Below are 24,917 nucleotides of genomic sequence, written 5' to 3'. Positions count from 1 at the left end.
AACGGAATGGATTTTTTCGAAATGCAAAACAAACACAAACAAAAAAAATCGGCGAAATGAAAAGAATTGCTTTACTACTAATATTTGCAGCAGGTCTGCTATCAACCCAGACTATGGCACAAACAGAAAAAAAGAAAGCTTGTAAGAAAGAATGTTGTTCAAAAGAGAAATGTATGAAAGAAAACTTATATGGCTATAAAGTAGCCTCTTTAACCGGTGATGAAGTTGATTTGGGTCAGTACAAGGGAAAAGTTGTTTTGATTGTTAATACGGCAAGTAAATGCGGTTTAACGCCACAATACAAAGGTTTGGAAGCAATGTACCAGAAATACAAAGATCAAGGATTAGTTATCTTAGGATTTCCAAGCAATCAGTTTATGGAACAAGAACCGGGAACATCGGAAGAAATTGCTGCTTTTTGTGAGAAAAACTACGGAGTGAGCTTTCCAATGTTCGCGAAAATTGAAGTTCGTGGGGAAAATGCTCATCCACTTTATAAAATGCTAACTGAGGAAAAACCGTTTTTAGGTTTTGATGATTCAGAATCAGGACAAAAATTCAATGGTTTTATCAGTGAAAAGTTTCCTGAAATTTATGCTGGGAATGGGATCAAATGGAATTTCACCAAATTCATTATCGATAGAAATGGAAAAGTGGTCAAACGAATTGAGCCGAATATCGCACCAGAAGCCTTTGAGGACGAAATTAAAGGAATGTTATAATCTCGGTACTAATCGAATAATATGAAACGTCCATGCCAAAGCGATTTTGACACACAGAGAGATGATTATCTCAGCATGCTAATCCCGAAAGCTTTCGGGACCATATGACAAAAATTTAAAATTATAATCATATAAAAAGAGGCTCCATTTTAGAGCCTCTTTTTTATGTTTTAATTCAGATATAGAATGGCTTTTACTTGTTATTGAACCAAGCAACAAAGCGTTCAATTCCTTCTTCGAATTTGACTTTTGGATTGTAACCAATAAGTGCTTTTGCTCGCGAAATATCAGCATAGGTTTGATCCACATCACCCGCTTGCATGGGCAAATGATTGATCTGCGGTTCGCATTTTGCTTTTTTTGCGATGATATCAATCATTTCGCTAAGGAGAATAGGATAACTATTGCCTAAATTGATGGTTTCAAAAACATTTTCGTGTTCGAAAAGATATTTGCAGCTTTTTACAACTCCTTCTACTGTATCGCTAACGTAGGTATAATCGCGAGCCATTGTACCATCTCCAAACATTGGAATTTCCTGATCGTTTTGCATGAGTTTCAGAAATTTATGAATGGCTAAATCGGGACGCTGACGGGGACCAAAAACAGTAAAAAATCTCATGTTAATGATGTCCAAATCATATAAATGATGGTAGCTGTGATTTAAAACTTCGCACGATTTTTTAGAAAAAGCATAAGGAGAAATGGCACGATCGACATTATGAGTCTCCGAGAAAGGAACTTCTTTGTTATTGCCATAAATGGATGAGGAGGAAGCAAATGCAAATTTTTTAATTCCTTTTTTCCGCATGAAATCCAATACATTGCGGGTTGCAGAAATATTGCTGTCGATGTATCCTTGTGGATCTTCAATCGAAGGTCGAACTCCTGCCTTACCGGCCAAATGCACTACCAAATCAATATGATCTTCGATACAGTCCAGACTCGAATCAATTCGTAAATCCAGTTCGTGAAATGTAAAAGAGGAATTATGAATAAAACCACTCAGATTTTCTTCTTTAGTTTTTTTTGGGTAAAATGGATCGAAATTATCGATTCCAATAACTTTATACCCTAATTGTAATAATTTTTCTGAAAGATGTGATCCAATAAATCCGGCACATCCAGTAACTACTATTGATCTCATTTGAAATTTCTTTTTTGATCGTTTTCTTAGCGTATTGTTCAGTATCTATTTTTACCGTTCGGAGGTATGAATAAATTTTTCTCTTACTTTAGAATAAGCAGTCAAAATTAACCGTTTTATTTGCATATAAAAAAAATGATTCACTTAAAACAATCCATATTTAAGTAGTTTCCTAACAACCAAACAGATCGTAAGGACTTCTACTGAAGCGACTCCAATTATCCACCAAACGCTTTTGTAACCGATACTTTTAAGATTTTGGCCTACTTCAGGGCCTGATAATTTGTATTTTGAAATCCCCCATTTTGTAAGATGATAAACACCATAACCTATCAATAGTCCTAATAGCATTCCACCCAATATGTCTCCTGGAAAATGAACACCTAAATATATGCGAGTATAGATGATAAGTAAAGACCAGGTGAAGATAAAAAAGGTGTAAAGTCTATTCTTAAACAAGAGTGAGGAAAATATTGCAAACCCAAAGGAATTTGTTGCGTGTGAAGATACAAAGCCATATTTGCCTCCTCGATAATCACCAACAAAATTAATCATCCCTTGCAAACTCGGATCATGACTTGGTCGAAAGCGTTCAAATACATTTTTGAATAGTTGCGTGGAAATCTGATCGCACAAAGTGACTAAAACGACCAAACCAATAATCCACCACAAAGCTTCTTTACCTCTGAATTTATAAATCTGGTAAAGTAATATCAAGTAAAATGGAATCCAGAATTCTTTCCTTGTAAAAATCATCATGATCACATCCCAGAAGGGGGTATGAAAGCTGTTTAACCACAGCAACAGTTCTTTATCAATTTGAATGAGAGTTTCCATATGTAAAAAATAATGTAATTTAAATTGATTTTTTGAATCGAAGTACTTCTAATTCTTGCTATAGAATAAAAGCTATTTACTTGCGGACAATTTGGTTTAACTCCACTTTTAAATAGTTATTCGAAGATTGATTCACTTGTTCATTGGACATTAACGGTTTCTGATTTAACTTTCTTAAGTTAAAAAAAGCTAGCTCACGCCTACACTTTTTAAGGGGCGATTTGCCCCCCTTAAGTTTGTCTAAATGACTTTCCCAATGAGTTAGACACCTGTTGCCTGAAACTGTTCTTATTTAGGACTGATGATCGAAACATATTTTTGAAAATAGGTCTTGTTCCGGTGCCTTCCTTTGCTGTATCGGTTGTAGTCATAAAAATCAAGAACTTCGATGTTTACCTTTTCTTGTAAGTTTTTAGGCAGAATTTCAATCGGCGGAGTAGTTGAGAACACAACAAATGGTTGATGTTCGGGTAAGCTTGGCGATTCGGTTAAATTCCACTCGTGAACTTCACGTCCCACTTCCCAAACCAATTCAATTCGGAAGCCTTCTTCACCAGCGCTGTATAAATTTAAATCCTTAATCGCTTCAATGCTTCTAACGCCACGAATATCTTTAAAATCAGGATTGTTGTTTAGTATCGATTGAGTATTTGGAATGATAAATATTTCGGCTAAAATCATTAGGAACACCATTCCTACAACTAGATTTAGGGCATTTCTGTTTTTCCAGGCTTGCAGTAAGAGCACAAGTACGCTTTCGGAAAGGATGCTAAACAGAATGAACACGGAAAGAGAAATCTGATTGTCCTGATAAAAAAAGAAGTATATGACAATGGGCAAAGCGAAAGCCACTAAGGCAATTAAACCCAGATTCACTCCAAATAAAATATGATCCCATTTTTGAGCGGTTTTCTTTTTAAAAACCTGATGCAAGTGCTGAATGAATTGACCCGCCAGCAGGGCACTTGGAAGCAGAACAGGAAGCAGATATCTGTCTTTTTTCTCAGGTATAAGAGATAAAAGAACGACCGCTGATAGCGTCCATATGAGAGCAAATTTGTATTCTTTTTTCGCTTCAAATTGTTTAAAAGCGTAAGGGAAAAGCAATGCTGTTGCAATTACAAGTGTCCATATTCCTGATTGTATTGGAAAATTCCAATAGTAGTAAAACGGACGAACGTGTCGGTTCATCCACGAACCCGATTCCAGTTTCGCAATGGCGGAAGCTGCATCGGCATGAGCCAAAGAGATAAAAATGGGCCACCAAAAGCTAATGAGAGCAAAAATAAATAGTGCCAAGACTAGCGGTTTCCACTTTTTCAGAATTACTTTGCCATCGTAGACCCAGGCATAGGCAATTAGAAATGGAATTAAAACGGCAAAAAATGCTACCGGTCCTTTGCTTAAAAACGATAGTCCCCACAATACACCAATGCCAGTAAAATATTTCCAGTTGTTAGATTCTGTTTGCCAGGCTTTGTACAAGAGCCATATGGCACCAAGCATAAAACTATGGCAGTAGATATCCCAGGTTCCATTTCGGCCCATGAAAAGCACATAGAAACTGGTAGCCAGAATCAAACTATTGGTTAGGGCTGAAATACGGTTCTTGCTTTGTTCAAGGGTGAATAAATACATGAATAGGACCATAACTGAGGCCATTATTGCTGATGGAAATCGAAGGATGCTAAGATTTTCCAGGCCAAACCAAGCTCCAAACATTGCTGTAATCCATGTTGGTAGTGGTGGTTTAGCGATTCGTAATTCGCCATTCATGGTTGGCACCAGCCAGTTTCCTTTTTCAATCATCTCACGGGCAGTCACAAAGTTTCGTGCTTCCATGATATTCACAAAAAAGCTACTGTTGGCAAAGAAAAATGCAAAGTAGCAAACCAGAAACAAGAAAATCAGGTGAACTGATGTTTTATTTTCAAATAGATGACGTTGAATCATTTGTGTTTGAGTTTAGTGATCTAACTTGTGAGATTGTTTTCGGATCAGAACGATGTTTCTGCTGTAAACCAACATACCAAAACCCTGACCAAAGAATAGTACGGGATCCTTTCTGTAAACGGCATAAGATAAGATCATGATGGATCCAATGATGCTAATGACCCAAAAACCCAAAGGAAGTATCGATTCTCCTTTGCGTTCGGAGTAGATCCATTGATATACAAATCGGAAAGTGAAGATAATTTGCCCAGCTACACCCCAAATTAGAAGGAGGGCAGGAATGTCTTCGTTTTTAAATAATTGCTGATAGTGGAACTCCCAGTTTTTCAGCATAAAAAGTAAAACAACAATTGGAGTTACTACAGCAATTAGTCTGGTTAGTATTGGAAGGGTTTTCCAATTGTTTTGAATGTGCAGATTTCTGATGTAAATAGAGTAAGCAATAACCTGTCCCATAATAATCGCAAAATCTTCGCGCAGCAATCCATAGATAAAAAGCATCCAGGAAGCCAAAATACTGAGTTGCCAAAACAATACCGGAGATAATGTTTTTCCGGCCTTTTCAGACTTTATCCACTGCACAATTAATCGGGCAGAGAATAAAGCTTGTGCAATAAATCCAATGGTGTAAATATAAAGGCTGTCCATTAGCTACGAGAAGTAATTTCGTAATTAATGTAGCGTTTTTTCATCCAGCGATAAGCGAAACAATCTTTAAATGGACCCGCCAAACGATTAAAAAGATGGTATTTGGCTTCGCCGGCAATTCGAGGAAAATGGCGAACCGGAACTTGCTTAATTTCTCCTTCCTGTAACATGATTAGAGCAGGAATAAAACGGTGCATTCCTGTAAAGAAAGGCATCTTTTTGGCGTACTCAGTTTTCATTATTTTCAACGGACAACCAGTATCTTCGGCAGTATCTTTGGTCATGTAACGACGAAAGCCATTTGCAATTTTAGAGCTCATGTTTTTCACAAAGGTATCTTTGCGGTTTTGGCGAACACCTGTCACCAAAGCAAACTCATTGCGATGTTCCATTAATAAATCAAAATCGAATGGAGTCGTTTGAAGATCAGAGTCGATGTAGCCAACAAAAGGAGTCGTTGTATTATCAAAACCAGCTTTAATAGCTGTGCTTAATCCATGATTTTTACTCAATTCCAGATAAGAAAACTGATCAGAACCCTTACAGATTTCCTCAATCATTTTTTGACTGCCATCAGAAGAACCATCGTTTACAAACAGAACTTTTGATTTGTATTTTGAGCTTGCAAAATAGGCTGTGAATTCCTCTTTTACACGCACCATATTGTCTTCCTCGTTAAAAACAGGAACAATGATTGTTAATTCGAATTCTATTGCTTGTTGGTTCATTAACTTAGCTTTACTAAATTTTTACAGTATATGGATCTGGTCAATTATATAACCTTACAACCAAAACACGATATCGTGCAAAGATATAAATTGAATGCAATTTTTTTGTTGGAAATATGTAAAAATATAACTCCTTTATGCTTATTCGCTGATTACATTGCTAATCTATTGACTAATAATTTCAAAAGCTAGACATGGCATCCTGATCGTTAGCCGATTCGAAGTATTATTTCCTGTCTATTTTGTTATGTTTTTTTACTCACTAAAAGAATATTTTTCATGGTGAAAAAGATAACTGGCTGTTTGATAGTAAGTAATTGCATCTTTCAGTTCGTCTGAATTTATTGGTTCCGCATTCTGTTGTTCTCCGGATATTTTATATGATTCTGTCTGCTTTATAGGTAACTGAACCAGCAATTGATCATCTTGTAACAGACCAATTTTTTGATACGTACCAATTAATGCGCGGTTTGGGTTTTCAAAAAGAATATCCTTACCAAAGAACTTCGAAGTGTAATCCATATTCAAAAGTCCCATAATGGTTGGCGCAAAATCAATTTGTGAGGCCAGTGTATTGTTTTCGGATGGCTGAATAATATGTGGAGCATAAATAATTAATGGGATATGATACTTATTTACCGGAAGAGATGTTTTTCCTGCGCTTGAAGCACAATGGTCGGCAACAATCACAAAAATAGTGTTGTTGAACCATTCGTGATCTTTTGCCTCCCGAAGAAATTTAGCAATGGCAAAATCGGTATACTTAACAGCACCGTTTCTTCCTGTGTGTGATGGGATATCAATTTTTGAATCAGGATAGGTATAGGGACGGTGATTGGATGTTGTCATGATGAAGTTATGAAAAGGCTTTCCCTCTTTATAGCTGCTGTCGGCCACCTGACTGGCTTTTGCAAAGAGATCTTCATCGCAAACGCCCCAGGCATTTTCAAATGTCACTTCATTATCTGTGAAATCTTTCCGGTCCACAACATTGTATCCATTGTTTCCAAAGAAGTAGTTCATGTTATCAAAATAACCATATCCGGCATAAATAAAATTGGAATTGTAGCCTTTTGATTTTAAAACGCTGCCAAGGGTAAACAGGCCTTCGTTTTTAGGGCGCTTAACAATAGAGAATCCGGGTGTTGGTGGTAAGGAAAGGGTCATGGCTTCCATGCCGCGCACGGTACGGGTGCCTGTTGCATAAAAATTGGTGAATAGAAGCGATTTTTGAGCAATCGTGTCCATGTTGGGAGTGACATTGTCTTTACCGCCAAATTGTGTGAAGAATGATGCACTCAGACTTTCTACGGTAATCAACATTACATTGTACTTTTTATCGTTGCCCGGATAAGTAATTTTGCGGGTTACATCGAAAATATCATCGCTTGTAAATTCGCTGTTTGATGTTTTTATCAATTTTCGAAGATTGGTAAAAGCTTCCTTGTCATCTATTGACTGATAGAAGGATTTGTAATTTAATTCGTTGTTTCTAAAAGCAGAGAATATTTGATAAATTCCATTGTGAGCCAATTGATTGGAGTAAGAATTTCCGGTTATTTGCGCAGAACTTTTATTGATTGTATAAAATGCAAGAAGAGGAAACATGCATAAAATTAGGAAAGTAGTAAGACGCGAAACAAATCGGGATTTGGAAGTAAAGGTAGCATCAAACCGTTTTTTAATAAGAGCAAAAATTCCTGCCGAAACCAATAGCATTCCGGCAATGATTATTGGCATTGGATAGGATTCGCGAATGTTGGAAATAACTTCGTGGGTATAAACCAGATAATCAACAGCAATAAAATTGTAGCGCACGCTAAATTCTTCCCAGAAAAACCATTCTCCAATTCCCGAAAAAACAAGAATTCCAATGCTGAAAACGAAAAATGCGTAAGAAATCCACCGATGAATTCGGGAGTTAAATATTTTATCGGGAACGAGTAGTAAATAAAAGGTGAAAGGGATGATAAAGTAGGAGATGGTCACCAAATCGTAAAACAATCCTATGCTGTAAATCTCAATAAACCGAAGAAAGTTAAGATCTGTGTTTTGGAAATCGGTAATTAGCAGAACTGTTCGGATCAGAATCGAAAGAGCTATGAATATGAAACTAAATATGATAAGGCCACCAAAGCGACTTTGCAGAATGTTTTTGAACTTCATTTTTTATGAATTAAATGATAGTTCAAAACAACAACCTGATTCTAACAAAAAGCTAACAATTCTTTAAGTTGAATGTGAATAAATGTTTAAAATCCTTAAATGTGTATTCAATTTCAATTTTATAGTGATCGGCGATCTTTTTTACGATGGCCAAACCTATTCCTGTTGACCCAATGTTAGGGCTCTCCGTGTAAAAACGATTGAAGATCATACCGGGTTGGAGAATGGCAACTTCGCCCATGTTCGCGATCGTAAAATAATCTTTTGCAAGAAAAATAGATATTTGATCTCCATTCCTGCTGTGTTTTATCGAATTCACAAAAATATTCTGAATCAATAAATTGGCTAATCGTTTGTCTATTAGTATTTGGCAGTTATCTACAGCCGAAATACTAACATCAAGCTTTCTATCTTGAATCACATCTTGGAATGAATTCATCCAGTATTTGAAAATTTCATTCAAGGAGACCATTTCTTTTTCGTTGAATTGGCCATTGTCAATTTTGGCGAGTATAAGTAAAGCTTTGGTTATGCCGGAAAGTTTATCGGCAGAAAGATATATTTCCCGTATTGTTTCGATTGTTTTCTTGTTTAAATCTGAGTCTGAAAATAAGTTCTCGCATTTATTTCGGATAATAGCAAGAGGAGTTTGAAGTTCGTGGGCAGCATTCGCCGAGAATTCCTTTGTTGCCGTATAATCCTTTTCCAAGCGGCCCGACATCATCGAAAGAACCTCATTTAATTCATCAAACTCATTAATTCCTGTCTCAGCCAGATCTAATTTAGAAGGAGGAGTAAAAGAGTAGGTTTTTATTTTTTCGATGTTCGTGTTAAATGTTTTCCACAAGGAGATGTTTAATCGTCGCGTAAAAAGTAAAAGACCAACAAAAATCAGCAGTAAAACCAATGAAATAAGAGTTGTGTACAGAAGAAAAAGATCATCAAATTCCATTAGCATTTGCCGGGTTGTTATTTTGTAATGCTCCCCTTCAATGGATTTGTAGGTCGTCAATTCCCGGTAAGGCAACATTTCATCTTCATTTACATCATATAGTAAAGTGTCTTTTAGGATATCTTTTTTCACATCTAAATAGCCGATAGAAGAGACCATATCGGTTGGGTAAATGTTCCGGAAATCTCCATGTTTCTTTACTGTTTCTGTAATCCCCTTTGATTCCAAATACAATTGTTGATCAATTTCTTCTTTAATAATAAAATTGCTCATTGCAATAATTACAAAATCTGCAATTAGAAATACCAACAGGCCGTATTTAATATAGGATCTGTTTACTCTTGTAAGGAATTTCATTTTTTTACTGATTATCAAGTTTGTAACCAAAGCCATGAACGGTTTTAATGTAATTTTCCCCGGTATGGATTTTTATTTTTTTTCGTAAGCGATTGATATGGGTGTAAATAAAATCTGAATTATCCATAAATATGGAATTTTCGCCCCAAACATGCTCAAAAAGACTTTCTTTGGTGAGTACTTTGTTCTTATTTTCAATAAAATAGAGCAGAAGATCAAATTCTTTTCGGCTAAAATCTACTTGCTTGTCTCCAATATGAACTTGATTTAATTGAGGATCAATTTTAATTTCACCAAAAGTCAAAATTTGATCTTCAGATTGAGAATTTCTTCGCAGCAATGCATTTATCCGGGCATTTAATTCCGAGAGATGGAATGGTTTCACCAAATAATCGTCAGCTCCTAAGTTGAGACCATCAACCCGATCTTCCAGTTGATCGCGGGCCGAAATAATGATAACACCCGTTTGATCCCAGATTGATTTGATGAAAGAAATGCAATCCAGACCATCACCATCCGGAAGGCCCAGATCAAGCAATACAATGTGGAAAAATTTTTTCTCGAAGAGAGATTTCCCTGCTGCTATTGTTTGAACACAGGTAGATTGGAAATCATAATTTTTGAGGTACTCAGAAACAGTTTTTTGCAGTGTGAGGTCGTCTTCAATAATTAAGATTTCTTTTTTCATGACGATGAGGTAAGTGTTTAGCTGATCTTATTACAAACTTAAAAAAAAGGGGCGGGGAATTCTTAATTGATTTCGTTTATTTACTTTGTTGAACTCGTGAAAAGGCAAGATTTTGAAATTATTGGTAAATGTTTGTCTTTTACGTAAATTCGACCTTGTAAAACAGCTAAAAAACTGATCCATGAAGAGCCTTCGTAGTTATTTTGATATCATAATGAATTTTTTGAGTCGCGGGGTGTGGAACATGCGCTTAAAACAATTATCAGGATCTCGGTATTTTTTTATTCGGCAATTGCGGATTTACCTTTTAGCGATAAAAGGCTTTTACGAAGATAAATGTCAGTTAAGAGCTTCAGCCTTAACTTTTTATTCCATTCTATCAGTTGTGCCTGTTTTGGCAATGGGCTTTGGAATTGCCAAAGGTTTTGGTTTGGATAAGAGGTTGCAAACCGAGCTTATCGCCAACCTTTCAGGTCAGGAGGAAGTTCTGAATTGGCTGATTGAATTTGCAAATAAGATGCTGCTCAATACAAAAGGGACATTAATAGCCGGATTGGGATTTATTGTCTTGTTTTGGTCGGTATTAAAAGTTTTAGCCAATATCGAGGAATCGTTTAACGATGTTTGGCGAATAAAAAAAGGAAGAACATGGGGACGCAGGTTCAGTGATTATACTGCGATCATGATTTTTGCTCCAATTTTATTGATTGGTTCCAGCGGAGTAACCGTTTTCTTAAAGACCATGATCAAACAGGTAACTGCAGGCAATACCTTACTGGATGTAGTGGGTCCGTATTTATCCTTTCTGATTAATCTGGCTCCTTACTTTATGGTTTGGACTTTATTTACCATGTTGTACACCTTCATGCCGAATACGCATGTGAAATTCAGGTCGGGTTTGCTGGCAGGGATCATTGCAGGTAGTATTTATCAAATTTTTCAGGTGTTGTACATCGAATTTCAGGGTATGGTAACCACCTACAATGCGATTTACGGTAGTTTTGCTGCTTTGCCATTGTTTTTAATGTGGCTGCAAATGAGTTGGTTGGTTGTTTTATTTGGTGCCGAGATATCTTTTGCCGAACAGAATGTGGAAAATTACGAGTACGAAACAGAAACAACAGACATATCATACGATTACAAACGCTTGCTTAGCTTATACGTTTTGCATCTGATTATTCACAATTTTAAAAAGGATCAAATTGCCTTGCATTCACAAATTATTTCGCATCGATTGCAGATGCCTATTCGTTTGGTGCGTGAAATTCTTTTTGACCTTACAAATGCCGGATTGGTTGCCGAATTGGTGACTGACACCGATAAGCAAATGGCCTATCAACCAGCTTTCGATATTAATGCCATGTCGATAAACAAGGTAATTGATATTTTAGAGAATACGGGTTCTGATAAGATTCCCGTTTTACAAACCAAGACTTATATCGACCTAAAATCGATTTTGGAAGACTACCGGAAGTCGATTTCATCAGATCATAAAGAAACCCTTTTGAAGGATATTGATTTAGTTAAGGAGTTTACCACCATGTGAACTAAAGGATATCCCAGAGGACAAGAAGATAATACATGTGATTCATAACAAAAGTTTAACCACAAAGGAAAACTAAGGACATCACGAAGAACACAAAGAAAAACACGACTCCTGTTTCGTTTCTTGGTTTCTCCCTTGCTTTAGAAAGATGAGTTTATGCATGCCACGAAATTGTATTACAATTAGAGAAATAAATGTTTTTAGCATTTATCTCAAGCCGATGGGCTCAAACTTTTCTCCTTAGATGAGAAAAGTATGCAAAAGAATCAAGCCTCTCGGAAGCTGTGTGGTATTCCAATCAATCCAATTAGTCCGAATCGCGCCCGATCGGCAACTCCCGCTCTAAAAGACAAAACAATATCAAAACAAATGCTTTACCCGCAAAGCACACTAAGAACATCACGAAGAACACAAAGAAAAACACGACCACTATTTCCTTTCGGGATTTCACTTTTACGGGAGACGACTGAGCCTGAAGGGCTCGAACATCATAGCCTGGGGTAAAAGGAGCGGAGCGAATGTCGCCCCAGGTATTGGAATAAAATGTAATTGTCGCAGGTAAAAATTTGGATTAAGGATGAGTGTTAACATGCGACGAAATTGCAATGCGATTCGTAAAAAAGTTTAACCGCAAAGCACACCAAGGACATCACGAAGAACACAAAGGAAAAACAGGACTACCTATTTCCTTTCTGGAATTATCCCTGAGGCGACTGAGCCTGAAGGGCTCGAACATCATAGCCTGGGGTAAAATGAGCGAAGCGAATGTCGCCCCAGGTATTGGTCGTAAAGAGTAATTGTCGCACGTAAAAATCTGGATTAAGGATGAATGTTAACATGCGACGAAATTGCAATGCGTTTCATAAAAAAGTGTAACCACAAAGGAAAACCAAGGACATCACGAAGACACAAAGAAAAACAGGACTATGATTTCCTTTCGGGATTTCACTTTTACCGGAGACGACTGAGCCTGAAGGGCTCAAACATAAAAGCCTGGGGTAAAATGAGCGGAGCGAATGTCGCCCCAGGTATTGGAAGTAAAGTGTAATTGTCGCACGTAAAAATCTGGATTAAGGATGAATGTTAACATGCGAAGAAATTGCAATGCGATTCATAAAAAAGTTCAACCACAAAGGAAAACCAAGGACATCACGAAGAACACAAAGAAAAACAGGACTACGATTTCCTTTATGGATTTCTTCCTTGCTTTAGAATGCTGAGCCTGAAGGGCTCAAACATCATAGCCTGGGGTAAAATGAGCGAAGCGAATGTCGCCCCAGGTATTGGAAGTAAAGTGTAATTGTCGCACGTGAAAATCTGGATTAAGGATGAATGTTAATATGCGACGAAATTGCAATGCGATTCATAAAAAAGTTTAACCACAAAGTACACCAAGGACATCACGAAGAACACAAAGAAAAATACGACTGCTATTTCCTTTTGGGATTTCACTTTTACCGGAGACGACTGAGCCTGAAGGGCTCGAACATCATAGCCTGGGGTAAAATGAGCGGAGCGAATGTCGCCCCAGGTATTGGACGTAAGATGTAATTGTCGCACGTAAAAATCTGGATTAAGGATGAGTGTTAACATGCGACGAAATTGCAATGCGATTCATAAAAAAGTTCAACCACAAAGTACACGAAGTACATCACGAAGAACACAAAGAAAAACACGACTGCTATTTCCTTTCGGGATTTCACTTTTACTTTTATCGGAGACTCCCGAGCCTGAAGGGCTCAAACATCATAGCCTGGGGTAAAATGAGCGAAGCGAATGTCGCCCCAGGTATTGGTCGTAAAGTGTAATTGTCGCAGTTAAAAATTTTAATTAAGGATGAATGTTAACATGCGACGAAATCGCAATGCGATTCATAAAAAAGTTCAACCACAAAGGAAAACCAAGTACATCACGAAGAACACAAAGAAAAAAGACTCCTATTTAATTTCTTGCTTTCTCCCTTTTCGAGGGGATCCCAAAAGCTTTTGGAAGCGACAGGCAGAGGGCTATTTTAAAATTAGTTCTTCAACTTGCTGTATTGTTTGTATCAAATATTATCTTGCGACGATCACCCCAAGCGCCTAAGGGAGCTTAAATAAAAAAACAAATATATGATCTTCATTTTCGGAGCTAAAGATAAAGTAGTAGAACAGCAACAATGCCATAATCAGGAGCATTGTTACCATTGCAACAACACCACAAAATGGATATTGGAAAAGAATGCCACTTATGCCAGTTTGTTTTTTATATCTGTATTTCCAATGAAAACCCGATACATTCATTATTGTCCCATTTGCAAAAACGGAAATCAAATGAATGAAGATGAGTACAATTGGAAAAAAAATGGCCATTGATTTTTAGGCAGGGTATTCTTACATTTAACCACTAGAGTTTTACAAACTAAACTTAAAGTTGATGAAAAATATTCCTTTCTTATTGCTTGTATGTAGCTTCGTATTTGCATCATGCAATCTCACTACAAAAAAAGCAGAAACGTCTGTTTCTGAATCATCGGCACAAGCCGAATATCCTGAACTTGTTGAGTTTGAATCTCTCGATTCTGTAATGATTAGTGCTCACTTGTATCAGATTGATGATATATCACCCTTTATTTTACTTTGCCATCAGGCTCGGTTCAACAAATTTGAATATGCCGGTATTGCCGAACGATTAAACGAGATGGGTTTTAACTGTCTGGCAATTGATCAACGTTCGGGCGGACCCATTGGCAATACTCAGAACGCAACCCATTTAAGAGCTCTTAAAATGGGAAAGGGAGTCGATTATTTGGATGCCGAAATTGATGTACTTGCAGCCATCGACTATTTGACCGAAAGATACACTTCAAAAGTGATTTTGTGGGGATCATCCTATTCCTCAACACTGGCATTGTATATTGCTGTCGAACGAGAAGATGTGAGAGCGGTAATCTCTTTTAGTCCGGGTAATTATATGGCCGAAACCAAAGGATCATTAGTCGATAAATTAGAAAATTTCACAAAGCCCATGTTTCTAACCAGCTCAAACAGAGAGGCGAAAAATGTTAGTGAACTGCTCGCAAAGCATAAATTACTCGAAAAGCAAGTACAGTTTGTGCCCAAAGAAGCAGGACATCATGGTTCCCGTGCTTTGTGGATCAATCAGCAAGGAGGCGAAGAGTATTGGCTGGCCATTACTGATTTCTTAAATCAATTGAAATAGAAAATACTTACAATAGAATAATTGGGGAGTGCATTTGCGCTCCCTTTTTTTTATAGTTAATAAAAAGTGGAATTTATCCACACATAATTGGGTAGTCCCCAATTTAATGTCGGTCTGTTTAATAGCTGTTATTTTTACTTTCGGATTGTAGTTGTCAGGTATATAGTGTTTTGCGCTACTTTACGGAGTCGCATTTCATTTATGGCATAGTATTCTCATACTAGATTGTATAATTGTTTATTAATATTTCAAATAAAAAGTTATTAGTTATGAAAAGAATTTTGTTAGTATCAGCAGTAGCATTAATGTGTAGTATGAGTATTTCAAATTCAGTTTCGGCTGCAAATATAATTTCAGAGACAAGCCTTGTACAGGAAGATGTGAAATATGCAGAAGTAAAAGCCGAAGAACTTCCAACAGCAGTTCAGACTGCAATTGCAGAATCATATTCTGATTATGCATTGCTTAAATCATTTATCGGAAATGATGGATCGTACATGATTACCTTGTCAAATCCAGAGGGAAATATTGCTGTTTATTTTAATGCAGAAGGAGAATTCGTTAAACAAGAAGATCTTGCGGTTTAAATAATAAAGCCAATTAAGTAATTTACCCGGACATGTAATGCTTAAACCTCTATTGATATTGAAAAACAATATCGGTAGGGGTTATTTTTTTGGATAGTAAGTAACCGAGGAATTAAATTTCACACAACAAAAAAGTTCAACCACAAAGGAAAACCAAGGACATCACGAAAAACACAAAGGAAAACACGACTCCTGTTTCGTTTCTTGGTTTCTCCCTTGCTTGAGACTCCCGAGCCTGAAGGGCTCGAACATCATAGCCTGGGGTAAAATGAGCGAAGCGAATGTCGCCCCAGGTATTGGAAGTAAAGAGTAATTGTCGCAGGTAAAAATCTGGATTAAGGATGAGTTCATGCATGCGACGAAATTGCAATGCGATTCATAAAAAAGTGTAACCACAAAGGAAAACTAAGGACATCACGAAGAACACAAAGAAAAACACGATTCCTATTTCCTTTCTGGATTTCATTTTTACCGGAAACGACTGAGCCTGAAGGGCTCGAACATCATAGACTGGGGTAAAAGGAGCGGAGCGAGTGTCGCCCCAGGTATTGGACGTAAGATGTAATTGTCGCAGGTAAAAATTTGGATTAAGGATGAATTCATACATGCGACGAAATTGCAATGCGATTCATAAAAAAGTTTAACCACAAAGTAAACCAAAGGATATCACGAAGAACACAAAGAAAAACAGGATTCCTATTTCTTTTCGGGATTTCATTTTTACCGGAGACGACTGAGCCTGAAGGGCTCAAACATAAAAGCCTGGGGTAAAATGAGCGAAGCGATTGCCGCCCCAGGTATTGGACGTAAAGAGTAATTGTCGCACGTAAAAATCTGGATTAAGGATGAGTTCATACATGCGACGAAATTGCAATGCGATTCATAAAAAAGTGTAACCACAAAGTACACCAAGGACATCACGAAGAACACAAAGAAACAGGACTCCTATTTCCTTTCTGTATTTGACTCTTGCTTGAGACTCCCGAGCCTGAAGGGCTCAAACATCAGAGCCTGGGGTAAAATGAGCGGAGCGAATGTCGCCCCAGGTATTGGTCGTAAAGAGTAATTGTCGCACGTAAAAATCTGGATTAAGGATGTGTTCATACATGCGACGAAATTGCAATGCGATTCATAAAAAAGTTTAACCACAAAGTACACCAAAGGACATCACGAAGAACACAAAGAAAAATACGATTCCTATTTCCTTTCTGGAATTCTCCCTTGCTTGAGACTCCCGAGCCTGAAGGGCTCGAACATCATAGCCTGGGGTAAAATGAGCGGAGCGAGTGTCACCCCAGGTATTGGCCGATGAGGAAATGGCGCAGGCCGATTTGCGTAAGCAATACGAATTCAATTATTTGGATGCAGTAAAAATATTTGGAAAATCCTTTTCCGTTAGATTGTTTCCGAAGGCAATAAGCAAAAAAAAGGAAGTAATAGCAGAGGCTGTTCCCGAATAGTTCACGTAAAATTGGAGCAGTGCCCGCTCAAGGCATAAAAAGCAGACTGCTCTGCAAGGCAAACAAGAATTGATGAGTAAAAACCATTCTGCCCGCTGTGGCAGAGTGGTTTTTTTGCTTTGGAAGCACACTGCCCGGCGAAGCAGTGCTTGTTTGTGGCCTAAAAAGTGATCTGCTCTGCAGGGCAGTGCACTATTGTTGCCTTAAAAGCAGACTGCCGCACAGAGCAATGTAGTTCCGATGCCTTAGAAGTAAACTGCAATGCAGAGCAGTGAGGTTTTGAGCATTGGAAGCATACCGAACCCGATTTCACCAAGCTTGCAGCTCCTAAATGTGTAAGAAGATAGCTGTCATGCTCTATTTGAGTTTCGTGAAGCTTAGGCCAACAGGTTTTAAAACCGTGTAAGACTTCCGAGTAAATAATATATTGTACTATGCTCTTCGGGCTAAGGAATACCTAAGCTGCAAAATTAAGCTAACAGTAATAGCGTTTAACTTCAAGATATTATGATTCTCCTAGTGGCATGCTTTTAAATCCCTAATAAGTTCGGGCTTTCCGCCGGATTATTTTTTTATTGATTTTTTGTTTAGGATATGGTAAAATAGAGTGCGTAAATGTGTTTAACTGCTGTTTCTGTATCGATCAGGGAACCATTCCTCCAATGGGATGACTAAATTTACATGCGAAGCCTGTTTTTACACCAAATGATTTGTCTTCGAATTGAAGGCCGCCGAAGAGAAACGCTCAATTCTGCAGCAAAATGCCCAGCTCCGATCGGAAATCCGCCAATTTATATTTCACTTGCCCAATGCCGAAGAGGAATGGCTTATTTTAGCACTCAGCTGTACAACTCCGATGAATGCTAGTAGGTGTAAAACTATTTATGGTTGAATATCCAATGGCGGTCCGTTCAATTGGTAATACAAACTACTGCTACTGTTCTGAATTTTATAAATAGCACGCCATTAGTGATGATAATTTGCTAAGTTTAGCCTTGCAAATTGGTTACGGGTACACAACACACACTTATACCCTATGTTTCGTGCACCTTTCAATTCGATATAGTAAAAAGATGTGTAGCGGTGCACATATAAAAGAAGTTAGTGGCAATACAATGATATCATTCAGTAAAATTGAATTATGGAATTAACAAGTATCACCCAGATTAGAGAGTTAAAAAACACTCTTAAAGAGCAGATAGCTAAAATTGATAAATCGGTGCATAAAGATTCTATGTTTGGAAAAGAATCTGAGTATTCCTATCGTGGTTTACTGGGAGGTTTAGATTGCTTGTTGACAGATTTGACAACATTAACTAAAGCACCTAATCAATTTTTAAAATTATCTACCTATCAAGAACGACAAAACATACTAAGTTCTTTAAAAAATGTTCAGTCTTACATAAACTCTCCTACCCAATTTTGGCAGTATCTTGATAATTTGAAAGTTGCGATTAGACCTTTCCATGTAAGATATACGCAACAACGACTTTTGGATTTCGATGAAGAATTGTCTAAAGTTATTGTGCATAAACAGACATTGGAATCTGAGATTGAACAGTTCAAGGAAACTAAATCTAAAAATGAGGAACTTTTATCTAGTTTAACCGAGAAAAATGAAGAGCTATCTGTCTTGTTGGAAAACTTGAATGAAAAGATTATTGACACAGATGATAAGAACAGCGTAATCCTAGATCAAATATCGACTTTGAGTGCGAAGGTTAGTAAAGGGGATGAACTTATTGCTACTGCAACTCAAATTGTTGAGACTACAGAAGAACAATTGGAAGAAGCAAAAGGAAGTAGAGCAAAGATTCAAAAATTTGAAGATAGAGTCGAAAAAAGACAAGAACAATTAGATAGTATTTATGATAAGACTGAAGAATATAGACAACATATCAACGATTTTGAAAAAGAGCGAGAGGACTTAAATCAGAAAGCAAAAAACACAATAATTGAAGCTCAAAAGGCTTTGCAGTATAATACAGCTAGAGGTTTAAGTGCATCTTTTCAAGCACAACTTGATAAAATAGAGAAAAGCAAGTATGATCGGTGGTTATGGGGAGCAGCCATCTTCTTAGCGCTTACATTAGGTATTGGAGTATGGATTGTTCTTTCTGGTCACAATGATATAACAGCAACTATAGGTAGAGTTGTTTTAACTTCATTCACAATCACAGGCGCTATATTTTGTGCAAACCAATTTATTCGTCAAAAGAATGTTATAGAAGATTATTCGTATAAACTAGTACTTGCGAAATCAATTGTAGGATTCTCAGAACAATTAAATAATGGTCAAAGTAATTCAGATGAATATAAAGCTTACATTCAATTAGCATTATCTGAAATCCACCAAGATCCTCTTCGAAAAAGATCAAAGAATGAAAAAGATGTTGATGGAGGAGTTAAATCAGGAGTCGAAATGGTGTTAGATGTGACTCAAAAAATAATTGGATTAACTAAAAAATAATAAAATACAGGCGGTAAAAAAAGCTAAATTATCATGGGTGTTGATGAGCAGTTTGAAAGTTTAGAGCAACTAATAAAAATCAGCAAGCTTTGTAAATTTGACTTGCTCAAAAATATAAACAATTTTACTAGGCTTGCTTACTTAGCGCATTGATAAGGCAATTACTTTAAATCGCCCACGAAACAAAGCAAGACCGTTAGCGATAATTGGGTATGGTAAAGGGACATGGTTTACACTTTTTAAGTGGTAATTTGAAGGTTAACAAATTTACCGTTAGTCAGAATAAAAATAAACAAGAATGAAGAATCAATTCAAAGGGTACTATACACCAAATTCAGAAGAGCTAAATAGTGCTTGGAAGAGCAATGAAACAATTTTTGTATTTGATACAAATATATTTTTAAACTTGTATAGTTATGCTGAAAAAACAAGAGAAGACTTTTTTGAGGTTTTAGAAGAAATTCAAGACCAAATCTGGATACCATATCATGTAGGATTAGAGTATCAAAGAAGGAGGTTAGCTGTTATCCGTAACGAAAAAGCTGTTTTCAATAAGGTTGATGATAGCTTAACAAAAATTGAAAAAGTATTTAGTGGGGATATAAAGCAATTAAGCCTTGAAAGAAGGTTTCCAAAACTTAGTGAGAACACAGACAAACTTCAAAAAGACATATCTAAGTTAATAGCTAACTATAAAAAATCATTGAATCATTGGGATGACAAACAGCCTTGTGTTAGGTCTCATGATAATATCAGAGAAAAACTTAATGAATTATTTGAGAATAAAGTTGGTTTAAAACCTAAAGACCAAGAAGAAATTAACTTAATACAAAGTGAGGGAGAAGACAGGTACAAAAATGAAATTCCTCCTGGATATAAAGATTCAATTAAAGAAAAAGATGAGCAATCCTCGTTTACATACGATAACATTAAGTATGAAAGAAAATTTGGTGATCTAATATTATGGAAGCAGATAATAAAAAAAGCTAAGGAGGATACTATTAAGAATGTTATTTTTATTACTGATGATGCCAAAGAAGATTGGTGGTATATTATTAATTCTCGTGGAAAAAAACGAGTCGGTCCTCATGCAAATCTTCAATCAGAAATTTATAATACTTCAGATATAAATTTATTTCATATGTATAATACTTCGTCATTTTTAGAGGAGGGTAAACGAACTCTTGAATTAGTGATTAGTGACAGTTCAATTAATGAAATTGACAAACTTTATAAGTTCAAATTGTCTGAAAGATTACAGAATGAATTAATGAAGAGTGAAGCAGAGCAACTTGATAATTATAACGATATTATTTCTAAATTTAAATTAGGTAATAAAATCAAAACTGATGAAAAGGATCCGTTTTTATCATGGTATAAGAAAGAAGATAACTCTGTTGATTTAGATGAAAGAATTAAATTAAATAAATGGGATGATGAATTGTGGCAGAAATCTTATAAAAACATAGACAGTATAGAAGATAAAATATCAGAATCTGATCTTTTAAAGAAATTCTATGGTGCTAGTGATGAGGAATCAGATATAGAAAGATTTCGCAGGATAATGGAAATCATGAAAAAGAAAGGTAAATAGTTACTATCGGTAACACGCTAGTATAGATAATGTGGCGGTGACACTGTTACACGAGTTTCGTCAGTTTCGCAGCTCCGCCAAATCAGAGATTTGACTCTGTGAGGATCAGGAAGAGAAATTGATTTCTAATGCCACACTATCCATCTAGCAATTGTCAGCCCCTCTAAAAGTAACTTGATCTTACCAGACCAACTCCCTTAGCCCTACTTATCATGAGTAAAGAAGAAGATAAGACTAAAATTGAAAAACTATTGGAGACTCCATCCCATGGATATACTGACAATTTCTCGAAAAGAGAAATGTGGAAAGAGATTGCAAAAACCTACCATGGGGAGTTTAAAATAAAATCGGATTCCAGTCACGCACTTGAAATTCATAACATCACGATTCCTTATAAAAAGTGGCAAATCAACATTTCGGTTTCCGACTCGCGCCCCTTAAAATTCCGGGTCACTTTCGCTTCAAGAATGGACTTTGATTTGATGCTTAGCTGGGAGGATTTTATGGAAAGGATTCTAAAGAAGTTTGGCAAGCCCGAAATAGAGGTAGGCTCGGATGAATTCGACAAGCGCTACTTAATTAAAAGCAGCCAACCCAGGTTGGCAAGGCAGTTATTGGAGCCCAAATTCCAAAAATCCCTTTTAGAGTACAATGTCTATTCTCTCTCTTATGAAACGATAGTGGAATCGAAAAAAGCAGAATTGCTCACTGTAATTCAGCGAAGAGCGGGTAGCAAAGACTTTATTGTTGGATTAATCAACATGCATATATTTCTGATTGATAGCCTGGTGAATCTGAAGATCATTTCATAACAAATTCTGCCAAAAGAAAGCGGCACACATCCCTCTGCCATTTCAAAATATAAGGCTGATAACCACTTGCTTCAAGTGGATTTTCAAGTTCTGTTTTCCTGCGTATTTATTTTAGACTTCAAGTGTTGTGCGTACTTAAAACTGCTACATTTAATATCAATTTAATTTCAAAATGATCTTTACTTAAAATGGAATAGTTTTTAGCTAGATCAAGGCAAAAAAGTAAGAGATAGCCGCGTTACCTTGCATTTTTTTAACGAAGATATAGCTAAAAAGAAACATTTTAGAAGATTGGTTTTGATGTTAATTTGATACAATACTCAACTAAGCAGTTTACTAAGTTGTAGGCAAACTGCCATTGAAAACAATTTAAAAAAGAGAAGATGAATTTTACAATCAGACTTGAAAAAATAAAATCTGTTGAAAAGATTGAGGGATACTGGACAAAAGTAGATTACATCAATTTGCTCGAACTGTTCGATTATGCGGATGCAGAAAGCCTTCCGGAAGCGGACTTGTTGGAAATGCTGACCATGGCCATTTCAGATTTTGAGCCAAATGAAGCGGCTGAAATTCTTTTGAGATACAAGCTAAGCGACTTCTTAAAGGAAGGTCAAATTCAAAATCTATCGCATGAAATGCTGGAAGATAAGGTTTCGGAGGAATATTCTGATATTTCCCTGCATTATCCGCTATTCAGCATTAACCAATTTCTATACGAGACTTACAATGGCAAGTTCCCTAAAATACTTGCATCTGTTATCGACATCGAACTTATTTTTAAGAGCAAAATCGACATTACAAAAGAGATTGTTTTACGAACCATCAGTGATTTGTTATCAGAAAGAAGTTTGTTGAAACGATTGTTTGATGAGCAACTCGATTCGGAGAATGAATTGAAAGATGCCAACAGCATTATCTGGGAGTTAAAGCCCATGGGAGAGAATAGGTATCAGCTAATCACCTCTGATTATTGGCTCAACAAAGAAGACTTTGAAAATGATGAGTTCTCGGGTGTGCTAAGTGATGAGGAAATTACCCATTAGAATTGATCTGTTGAGCAGGGGACTGATTTTAATAGGCGAAGGGGAGCCCTTATGCAAAGGCAATCATAAAATTTGTATCTTTTGTTTACAAAATTGCTTGCCATGAGATACCTATTAGCCATTAGCCTATTGTTAGGAGCCCTTTCCTGCTCAAACACTACCGAAAGGGAACAATTGATCGATTCCGCGAAATTGACTCATCTAATCTCCCAAAAGGACAAAACCCTGGTGTACATTTGGACAACCTGGTGCAGTGGCTGTCGCAAGACTTTGGCTGAAACGCTTCCCCGCCTGCAGGAAAGTATCGATACCTCTGAATATCAGATACTCCTAATCGCAGCAAGTAAAAACAAAGCAGAAGTCGATTCTTTACTTTCCGCCGCTGCTTTGCAAGAGAATTCCTACCTACTCAATTTCACAGGTCCCGATAAAGGCGTGTTTCAAAATTTAGGCATTCAGTTCCTCTTGGAAAAAAGTTTTCCGAAGGATGAGATATTTACCCGGGCCATTCCGGTGTTCTTTTTGGTCGACAGAAATGGAACAGTTCTGAATAAAAAGCTTCCCCATTCTTACGATGAGGCTATTCGCCTGTTAAGTAAATAGTTGTGTTTGAATTAAAATGTTTACCCTTTCTTAAACTCATTATAAACAGTATAATTTAGGCCTGTTAAGCTATGCTTGCAGGATAAATTGTTTTACATTAGTCAATGTTTTATTAAATAAGGCCTGTTCGAAAGAGTAGGCTTTTAACTTTCACAAAATACAGACTAATGAAAATAAAATTACTCTTATTGGTGTGCCTTGTAGGGGCGCTCAATTTTTCCTGTTCGGATAGTGATGATACTATTGAACTGGTAGCTGGGAAGCTTAGTGTTACAGAAGCCAAAGCTGGCGATGAGCTTACTATTTCGGGTGTAGGATTTAGTACAGTAAAAGAAGAAAATCGGGTAAAGTTAAATGAACTGGTAATTCCTGTTGCAGAAGCTACGGCTTCTCAGCTTACGCTGATTCTTCCCAAAGAAGCAAAAACAGGAAATCTGACTGTTGCAGTCGATGAAAAAAGTATTGATTTTGGTGTTTTAAAGGTGTTGGAAGAGAAGATGTTTCTTATGAAATGCATTTATTATGATGGTGGTGATTTTATCGTGACTATTGATCCGGTAACGGGAGAAGAAACACCTTTTATGGAGTTACCTAAGATTGCAAATGATGTAGACATGATGTATAGTTCGTTATGTTATTTGAGCAAGACGAAAGAATTGTTGGTTGCAGTTCGTCCTGAATGGCCTGTGGATCAATACAAAATTCTTAAAATCAATGTTGAAACAAAGGAACTTATAGAATATGACTTTGGGGAAATTGATGAGCTTGAGAATCTGGATTTAATCTCGGATGGTATTAGTGAAGTTTATCTTGTGAAGAAATATGAATCCTCAATGGATTTAGGCTCATATTCAACGATTAATAAGCTGAATATGGATACAAAGGAACTGGAATTACTAGCTACGGTTGAAGGATATATGCTTTATGGTACTGCAATTTATGATGGTGGAAAGAAGATGCTGTTTCTAAATGGGGAAAGTTATGATGATGATTATAAATTGATGAGTTTGGATTTTTCAGAGAAAACGGTGAAAATGATTTCTTTAAACTATCCTAAACACTTTTGTCGTATTATTACTGCTGGTGATGATCAGGTTTTTGGTGTTAGTTCTGATAATAACAAGGAAAGTCTTTTGAAAATTGATCTTGAAAAAGGAACAGATGAATTATTTATTCAATTTGAGGATGGTGAAGAGTGGTATGCTAATGCTTGCTATTGTAAAACTGGAAATGAAATTGTTTTCTTTTTAGAATATGAAGGTGATGATATCGGTGGAACAGAAAGAATGTTCAAAGTAAATTTGAATAATAAGACTACAAGTGAAGTAATGTTCAAGGATAATCAGAATATCTGGTTAGGCTATCCATTTGCAATATACAATTGAAATCCAGATATGAGC

The 24,917-nt window shown here is 36.6% G+C and carries 21 protein-coding genes; 13 read left to right on the top strand and 8 right to left on the bottom strand.

The genetic code is table 11. The features are described 5' to 3' along the window. Window positions 1-56: 56 nt before the first annotated feature. On the top strand, window positions 57-722 hold the full coding sequence (locus ALGA_RS08815) for a redoxin domain-containing protein (RefSeq protein ID WP_173804001.1): 666 nt from the start codon (window positions 57-59) through the stop codon (window positions 720-722). Between the two features lie 193 nt (window positions 723-915). Here ALGA_RS08815 and ALGA_RS08810 read toward each other — a convergent pair whose 3' ends face one another. From ALGA_RS08810 to ALGA_RS08775, 8 genes are all read right to left on the bottom strand, one after another. Next, window positions 916-1,869 carry a GDP-mannose 4,6-dehydratase gene (locus ALGA_RS08810; RefSeq protein ID WP_096428975.1) on the bottom strand — a complete coding sequence of 318 codons (954 nt, stop codon included), beginning with the start codon at window positions 1,867-1,869 and terminating at the stop codon, window positions 916-918. A gap of 144 nt (window positions 1,870-2,013) precedes the next feature. Further along, window positions 2,014-2,706 (bottom strand): phosphatase PAP2 family protein, encoded by a 693-nt coding sequence (locus tag ALGA_RS08805; RefSeq protein WP_096428974.1) that lies wholly within the window; start codon window positions 2,704-2,706, stop codon window positions 2,014-2,016. Between the two features lie 288 nt (window positions 2,707-2,994). Then, window positions 2,995-4,659: an ArnT family glycosyltransferase gene (locus ALGA_RS08800; protein ID WP_096428973.1), complete on the bottom strand. Its 1,665-nt coding sequence runs from the start codon at window positions 4,657-4,659 to the stop codon at window positions 2,995-2,997. Between the two features lie 12 nt (window positions 4,660-4,671). After that, entirely contained in the window at window positions 4,672-5,307 is a 636-nt protein-coding gene (locus tag ALGA_RS08795) for a lipid-A-disaccharide synthase N-terminal domain-containing protein (RefSeq protein WP_096428972.1), read from the bottom strand. After that, entirely contained in the window at window positions 5,307-6,035 is a 729-nt protein-coding gene (locus ALGA_RS08790) for a glycosyltransferase (RefSeq protein ID WP_197705733.1), read from the bottom strand. The genes ALGA_RS08795 and ALGA_RS08790 overlap by 1 nt, the downstream gene beginning before the upstream one ends. Before the next feature lie 255 nt (window positions 6,036-6,290). Beyond that, window positions 6,291-8,201: an LTA synthase family protein gene (locus ALGA_RS08785; protein ID WP_096428971.1), complete on the bottom strand. Its 1,911-nt coding sequence runs from the start codon at window positions 8,199-8,201 to the stop codon at window positions 6,291-6,293. A 52-nt stretch (window positions 8,202-8,253) separates the two neighbouring features. Continuing rightward, window positions 8,254-9,510, bottom strand: a complete 1,257-nt coding sequence (locus tag ALGA_RS08780; protein ID WP_162845414.1) for a sensor histidine kinase — start codon at window positions 9,508-9,510, stop codon at window positions 8,254-8,256. A 4-nt stretch (window positions 9,511-9,514) separates the two neighbouring features. Then, window positions 9,515-10,198 carry a response regulator transcription factor gene (locus tag ALGA_RS08775; RefSeq protein ID WP_096428969.1) on the bottom strand — a complete coding sequence of 228 codons (684 nt, stop codon included), beginning with the start codon at window positions 10,196-10,198 and terminating at the stop codon, window positions 9,515-9,517. A 181-nt stretch (window positions 10,199-10,379) separates the two neighbouring features. Between ALGA_RS08775 and ALGA_RS08770 the strand changes: the two genes are divergently transcribed. From ALGA_RS08770 to ALGA_RS08710, 12 genes are all read left to right on the top strand, one after another. After that, a complete protein-coding gene (locus ALGA_RS08770; RefSeq protein WP_096428968.1) occupies window positions 10,380-11,744 on the top strand; it encodes a YihY/virulence factor BrkB family protein in 1,365 nt (454 codons plus the stop codon). Window positions 11,745-11,999: 255 nt separating this feature from the next. Further along, entirely contained in the window at window positions 12,000-12,248 is a 249-nt protein-coding gene (locus tag ALGA_RS22760; protein WP_145957600.1) for a hypothetical protein, read from the top strand. 1,607 nt (window positions 12,249-13,855) lie between these two features. Continuing rightward, window positions 13,856-14,098 carry a zinc-ribbon domain-containing protein gene (locus ALGA_RS08750; protein WP_096428964.1) on the top strand — a complete coding sequence of 81 codons (243 nt, stop codon included), beginning with the start codon at window positions 13,856-13,858 and terminating at the stop codon, window positions 14,096-14,098. 61 nt (window positions 14,099-14,159) lie between these two features. Then, on the top strand, window positions 14,160-14,945 hold the full coding sequence (locus tag ALGA_RS08745; RefSeq protein ID WP_096428963.1) for an alpha/beta hydrolase: 786 nt from the start codon (window positions 14,160-14,162) through the stop codon (window positions 14,943-14,945). Between the two features lie 269 nt (window positions 14,946-15,214). After that, entirely contained in the window at window positions 15,215-15,532 is a 318-nt protein-coding gene (locus ALGA_RS08740) for a hypothetical protein (protein ID WP_096428962.1), read from the top strand. A gap of 1,286 nt (window positions 15,533-16,818) precedes the next feature. Then, a complete protein-coding gene (locus tag ALGA_RS22940) occupies window positions 16,819-16,992 on the top strand; it encodes a hypothetical protein (RefSeq protein WP_153244843.1) in 174 nt (57 codons plus the stop codon). A gap of 1,141 nt (window positions 16,993-18,133) precedes the next feature. Beyond that, a complete protein-coding gene (locus tag ALGA_RS08735; protein WP_096428961.1) occupies window positions 18,134-19,462 on the top strand; it encodes a hypothetical protein in 1,329 nt (442 codons plus the stop codon). A 298-nt stretch (window positions 19,463-19,760) separates the two neighbouring features. Next, the gene (locus ALGA_RS08730; protein ID WP_096428960.1) at window positions 19,761-21,056 is read left to right on the top strand and encodes a PIN-like domain-containing protein; all 1,296 of its coding nucleotides are present in this window, start codon (window positions 19,761-19,763) and stop codon (window positions 21,054-21,056) included. Window positions 21,057-21,268: 212 nt separating this feature from the next. Next, window positions 21,269-21,868 carry a hypothetical protein gene (locus ALGA_RS08725; RefSeq protein WP_096428959.1) on the top strand — a complete coding sequence of 200 codons (600 nt, stop codon included), beginning with the start codon at window positions 21,269-21,271 and terminating at the stop codon, window positions 21,866-21,868. 383 nt (window positions 21,869-22,251) lie between these two features. Further along, a complete protein-coding gene (locus tag ALGA_RS08720; protein WP_096428958.1) occupies window positions 22,252-22,914 on the top strand; it encodes a hypothetical protein in 663 nt (220 codons plus the stop codon). 102 nt (window positions 22,915-23,016) lie between these two features. Next, window positions 23,017-23,517: a redoxin family protein gene (locus tag ALGA_RS08715; RefSeq protein WP_096428957.1), complete on the top strand. Its 501-nt coding sequence runs from the start codon at window positions 23,017-23,019 to the stop codon at window positions 23,515-23,517. 167 nt (window positions 23,518-23,684) lie between these two features. Beyond that, window positions 23,685-24,902, top strand: coding sequence for an IPT/TIG domain-containing protein (locus ALGA_RS08710; protein ID WP_096428956.1), 1,218 nt, complete (start codon window positions 23,685-23,687; stop codon window positions 24,900-24,902). Window positions 24,903-24,917: the final 15 nt, after the last annotated feature.

Origin of the sequence: Labilibaculum antarcticum (assembly GCF_002356295.1) — a bacterium.
Lineage (GTDB): Bacteria > Bacteroidota > Bacteroidia > Bacteroidales > Marinifilaceae > Labilibaculum > Labilibaculum antarcticum.
This window is presented reverse-complemented; position numbering and strand designations above follow the sequence as displayed.

Coding starts and splice junctions, on each gene's coding strand:
- ALGA_RS08730 (WP_096428960.1), top strand. CDS start 19,761: ATGAAGAATCAATTCAAAGGGTACTATACACCAAATTCAGAAGAGCTA.
- ALGA_RS08745 (WP_096428963.1), top strand. CDS start 14,160: ATGAAAAATATTCCTTTCTTATTGCTTGTATGTAGCTTCGTATTTGCA.
- ALGA_RS08725 (WP_096428959.1), top strand. CDS start 21,269: ATGAGTAAAGAAGAAGATAAGACTAAAATTGAAAAACTATTGGAGACT.
- ALGA_RS08735 (WP_096428961.1), top strand. CDS start 18,134: ATGGAATTAACAAGTATCACCCAGATTAGAGAGTTAAAAAACACTCTT.
- ALGA_RS08815 (WP_173804001.1), top strand. CDS start 57: ATGAAAAGAATTGCTTTACTACTAATATTTGCAGCAGGTCTGCTATCA.
- ALGA_RS08785 (WP_096428971.1), bottom strand. CDS start 8,201: ATGAAGTTCAAAAACATTCTGCAAAGTCGCTTTGGTGGCCTTATCATA.
- ALGA_RS08770 (WP_096428968.1), top strand. CDS start 10,380: ATGAAGAGCCTTCGTAGTTATTTTGATATCATAATGAATTTTTTGAGT.
- ALGA_RS08810 (WP_096428975.1), bottom strand. CDS start 1,869: ATGAGATCAATAGTAGTTACTGGATGTGCCGGATTTATTGGATCACAT.
- ALGA_RS08715 (WP_096428957.1), top strand. CDS start 23,017: ATGAGATACCTATTAGCCATTAGCCTATTGTTAGGAGCCCTTTCCTGC.
- ALGA_RS08710 (WP_096428956.1), top strand. CDS start 23,685: ATGAAAATAAAATTACTCTTATTGGTGTGCCTTGTAGGGGCGCTCAAT.
- ALGA_RS08775 (WP_096428969.1), bottom strand. CDS start 10,198: ATGAAAAAAGAAATCTTAATTATTGAAGACGACCTCACACTGCAAAAA.
- ALGA_RS08780 (WP_162845414.1), bottom strand. CDS start 9,510: ATGAAATTCCTTACAAGAGTAAACAGATCCTATATTAAATACGGCCTG.
- ALGA_RS08795 (WP_096428972.1), bottom strand. CDS start 5,307: ATGGACAGCCTTTATATTTACACCATTGGATTTATTGCACAAGCTTTA.
- ALGA_RS08720 (WP_096428958.1), top strand. CDS start 22,252: ATGAATTTTACAATCAGACTTGAAAAAATAAAATCTGTTGAAAAGATT.
- ALGA_RS08740 (WP_096428962.1), top strand. CDS start 15,215: ATGAAAAGAATTTTGTTAGTATCAGCAGTAGCATTAATGTGTAGTATG.
- ALGA_RS08800 (WP_096428973.1), bottom strand. CDS start 4,659: ATGATTCAACGTCATCTATTTGAAAATAAAACATCAGTTCACCTGATT.
- ALGA_RS08750 (WP_096428964.1), top strand. CDS start 13,856: ATGATCTTCATTTTCGGAGCTAAAGATAAAGTAGTAGAACAGCAACAA.
- ALGA_RS22760 (WP_145957600.1), top strand. CDS start 12,000: ATGCAAAAGAATCAAGCCTCTCGGAAGCTGTGTGGTATTCCAATCAAT.
- ALGA_RS08790 (WP_197705733.1), bottom strand. CDS start 6,035: ATGAACCAACAAGCAATAGAATTCGAATTAACAATCATTGTTCCTGTT.
- ALGA_RS08805 (WP_096428974.1), bottom strand. CDS start 2,706: ATGGAAACTCTCATTCAAATTGATAAAGAACTGTTGCTGTGGTTAAAC.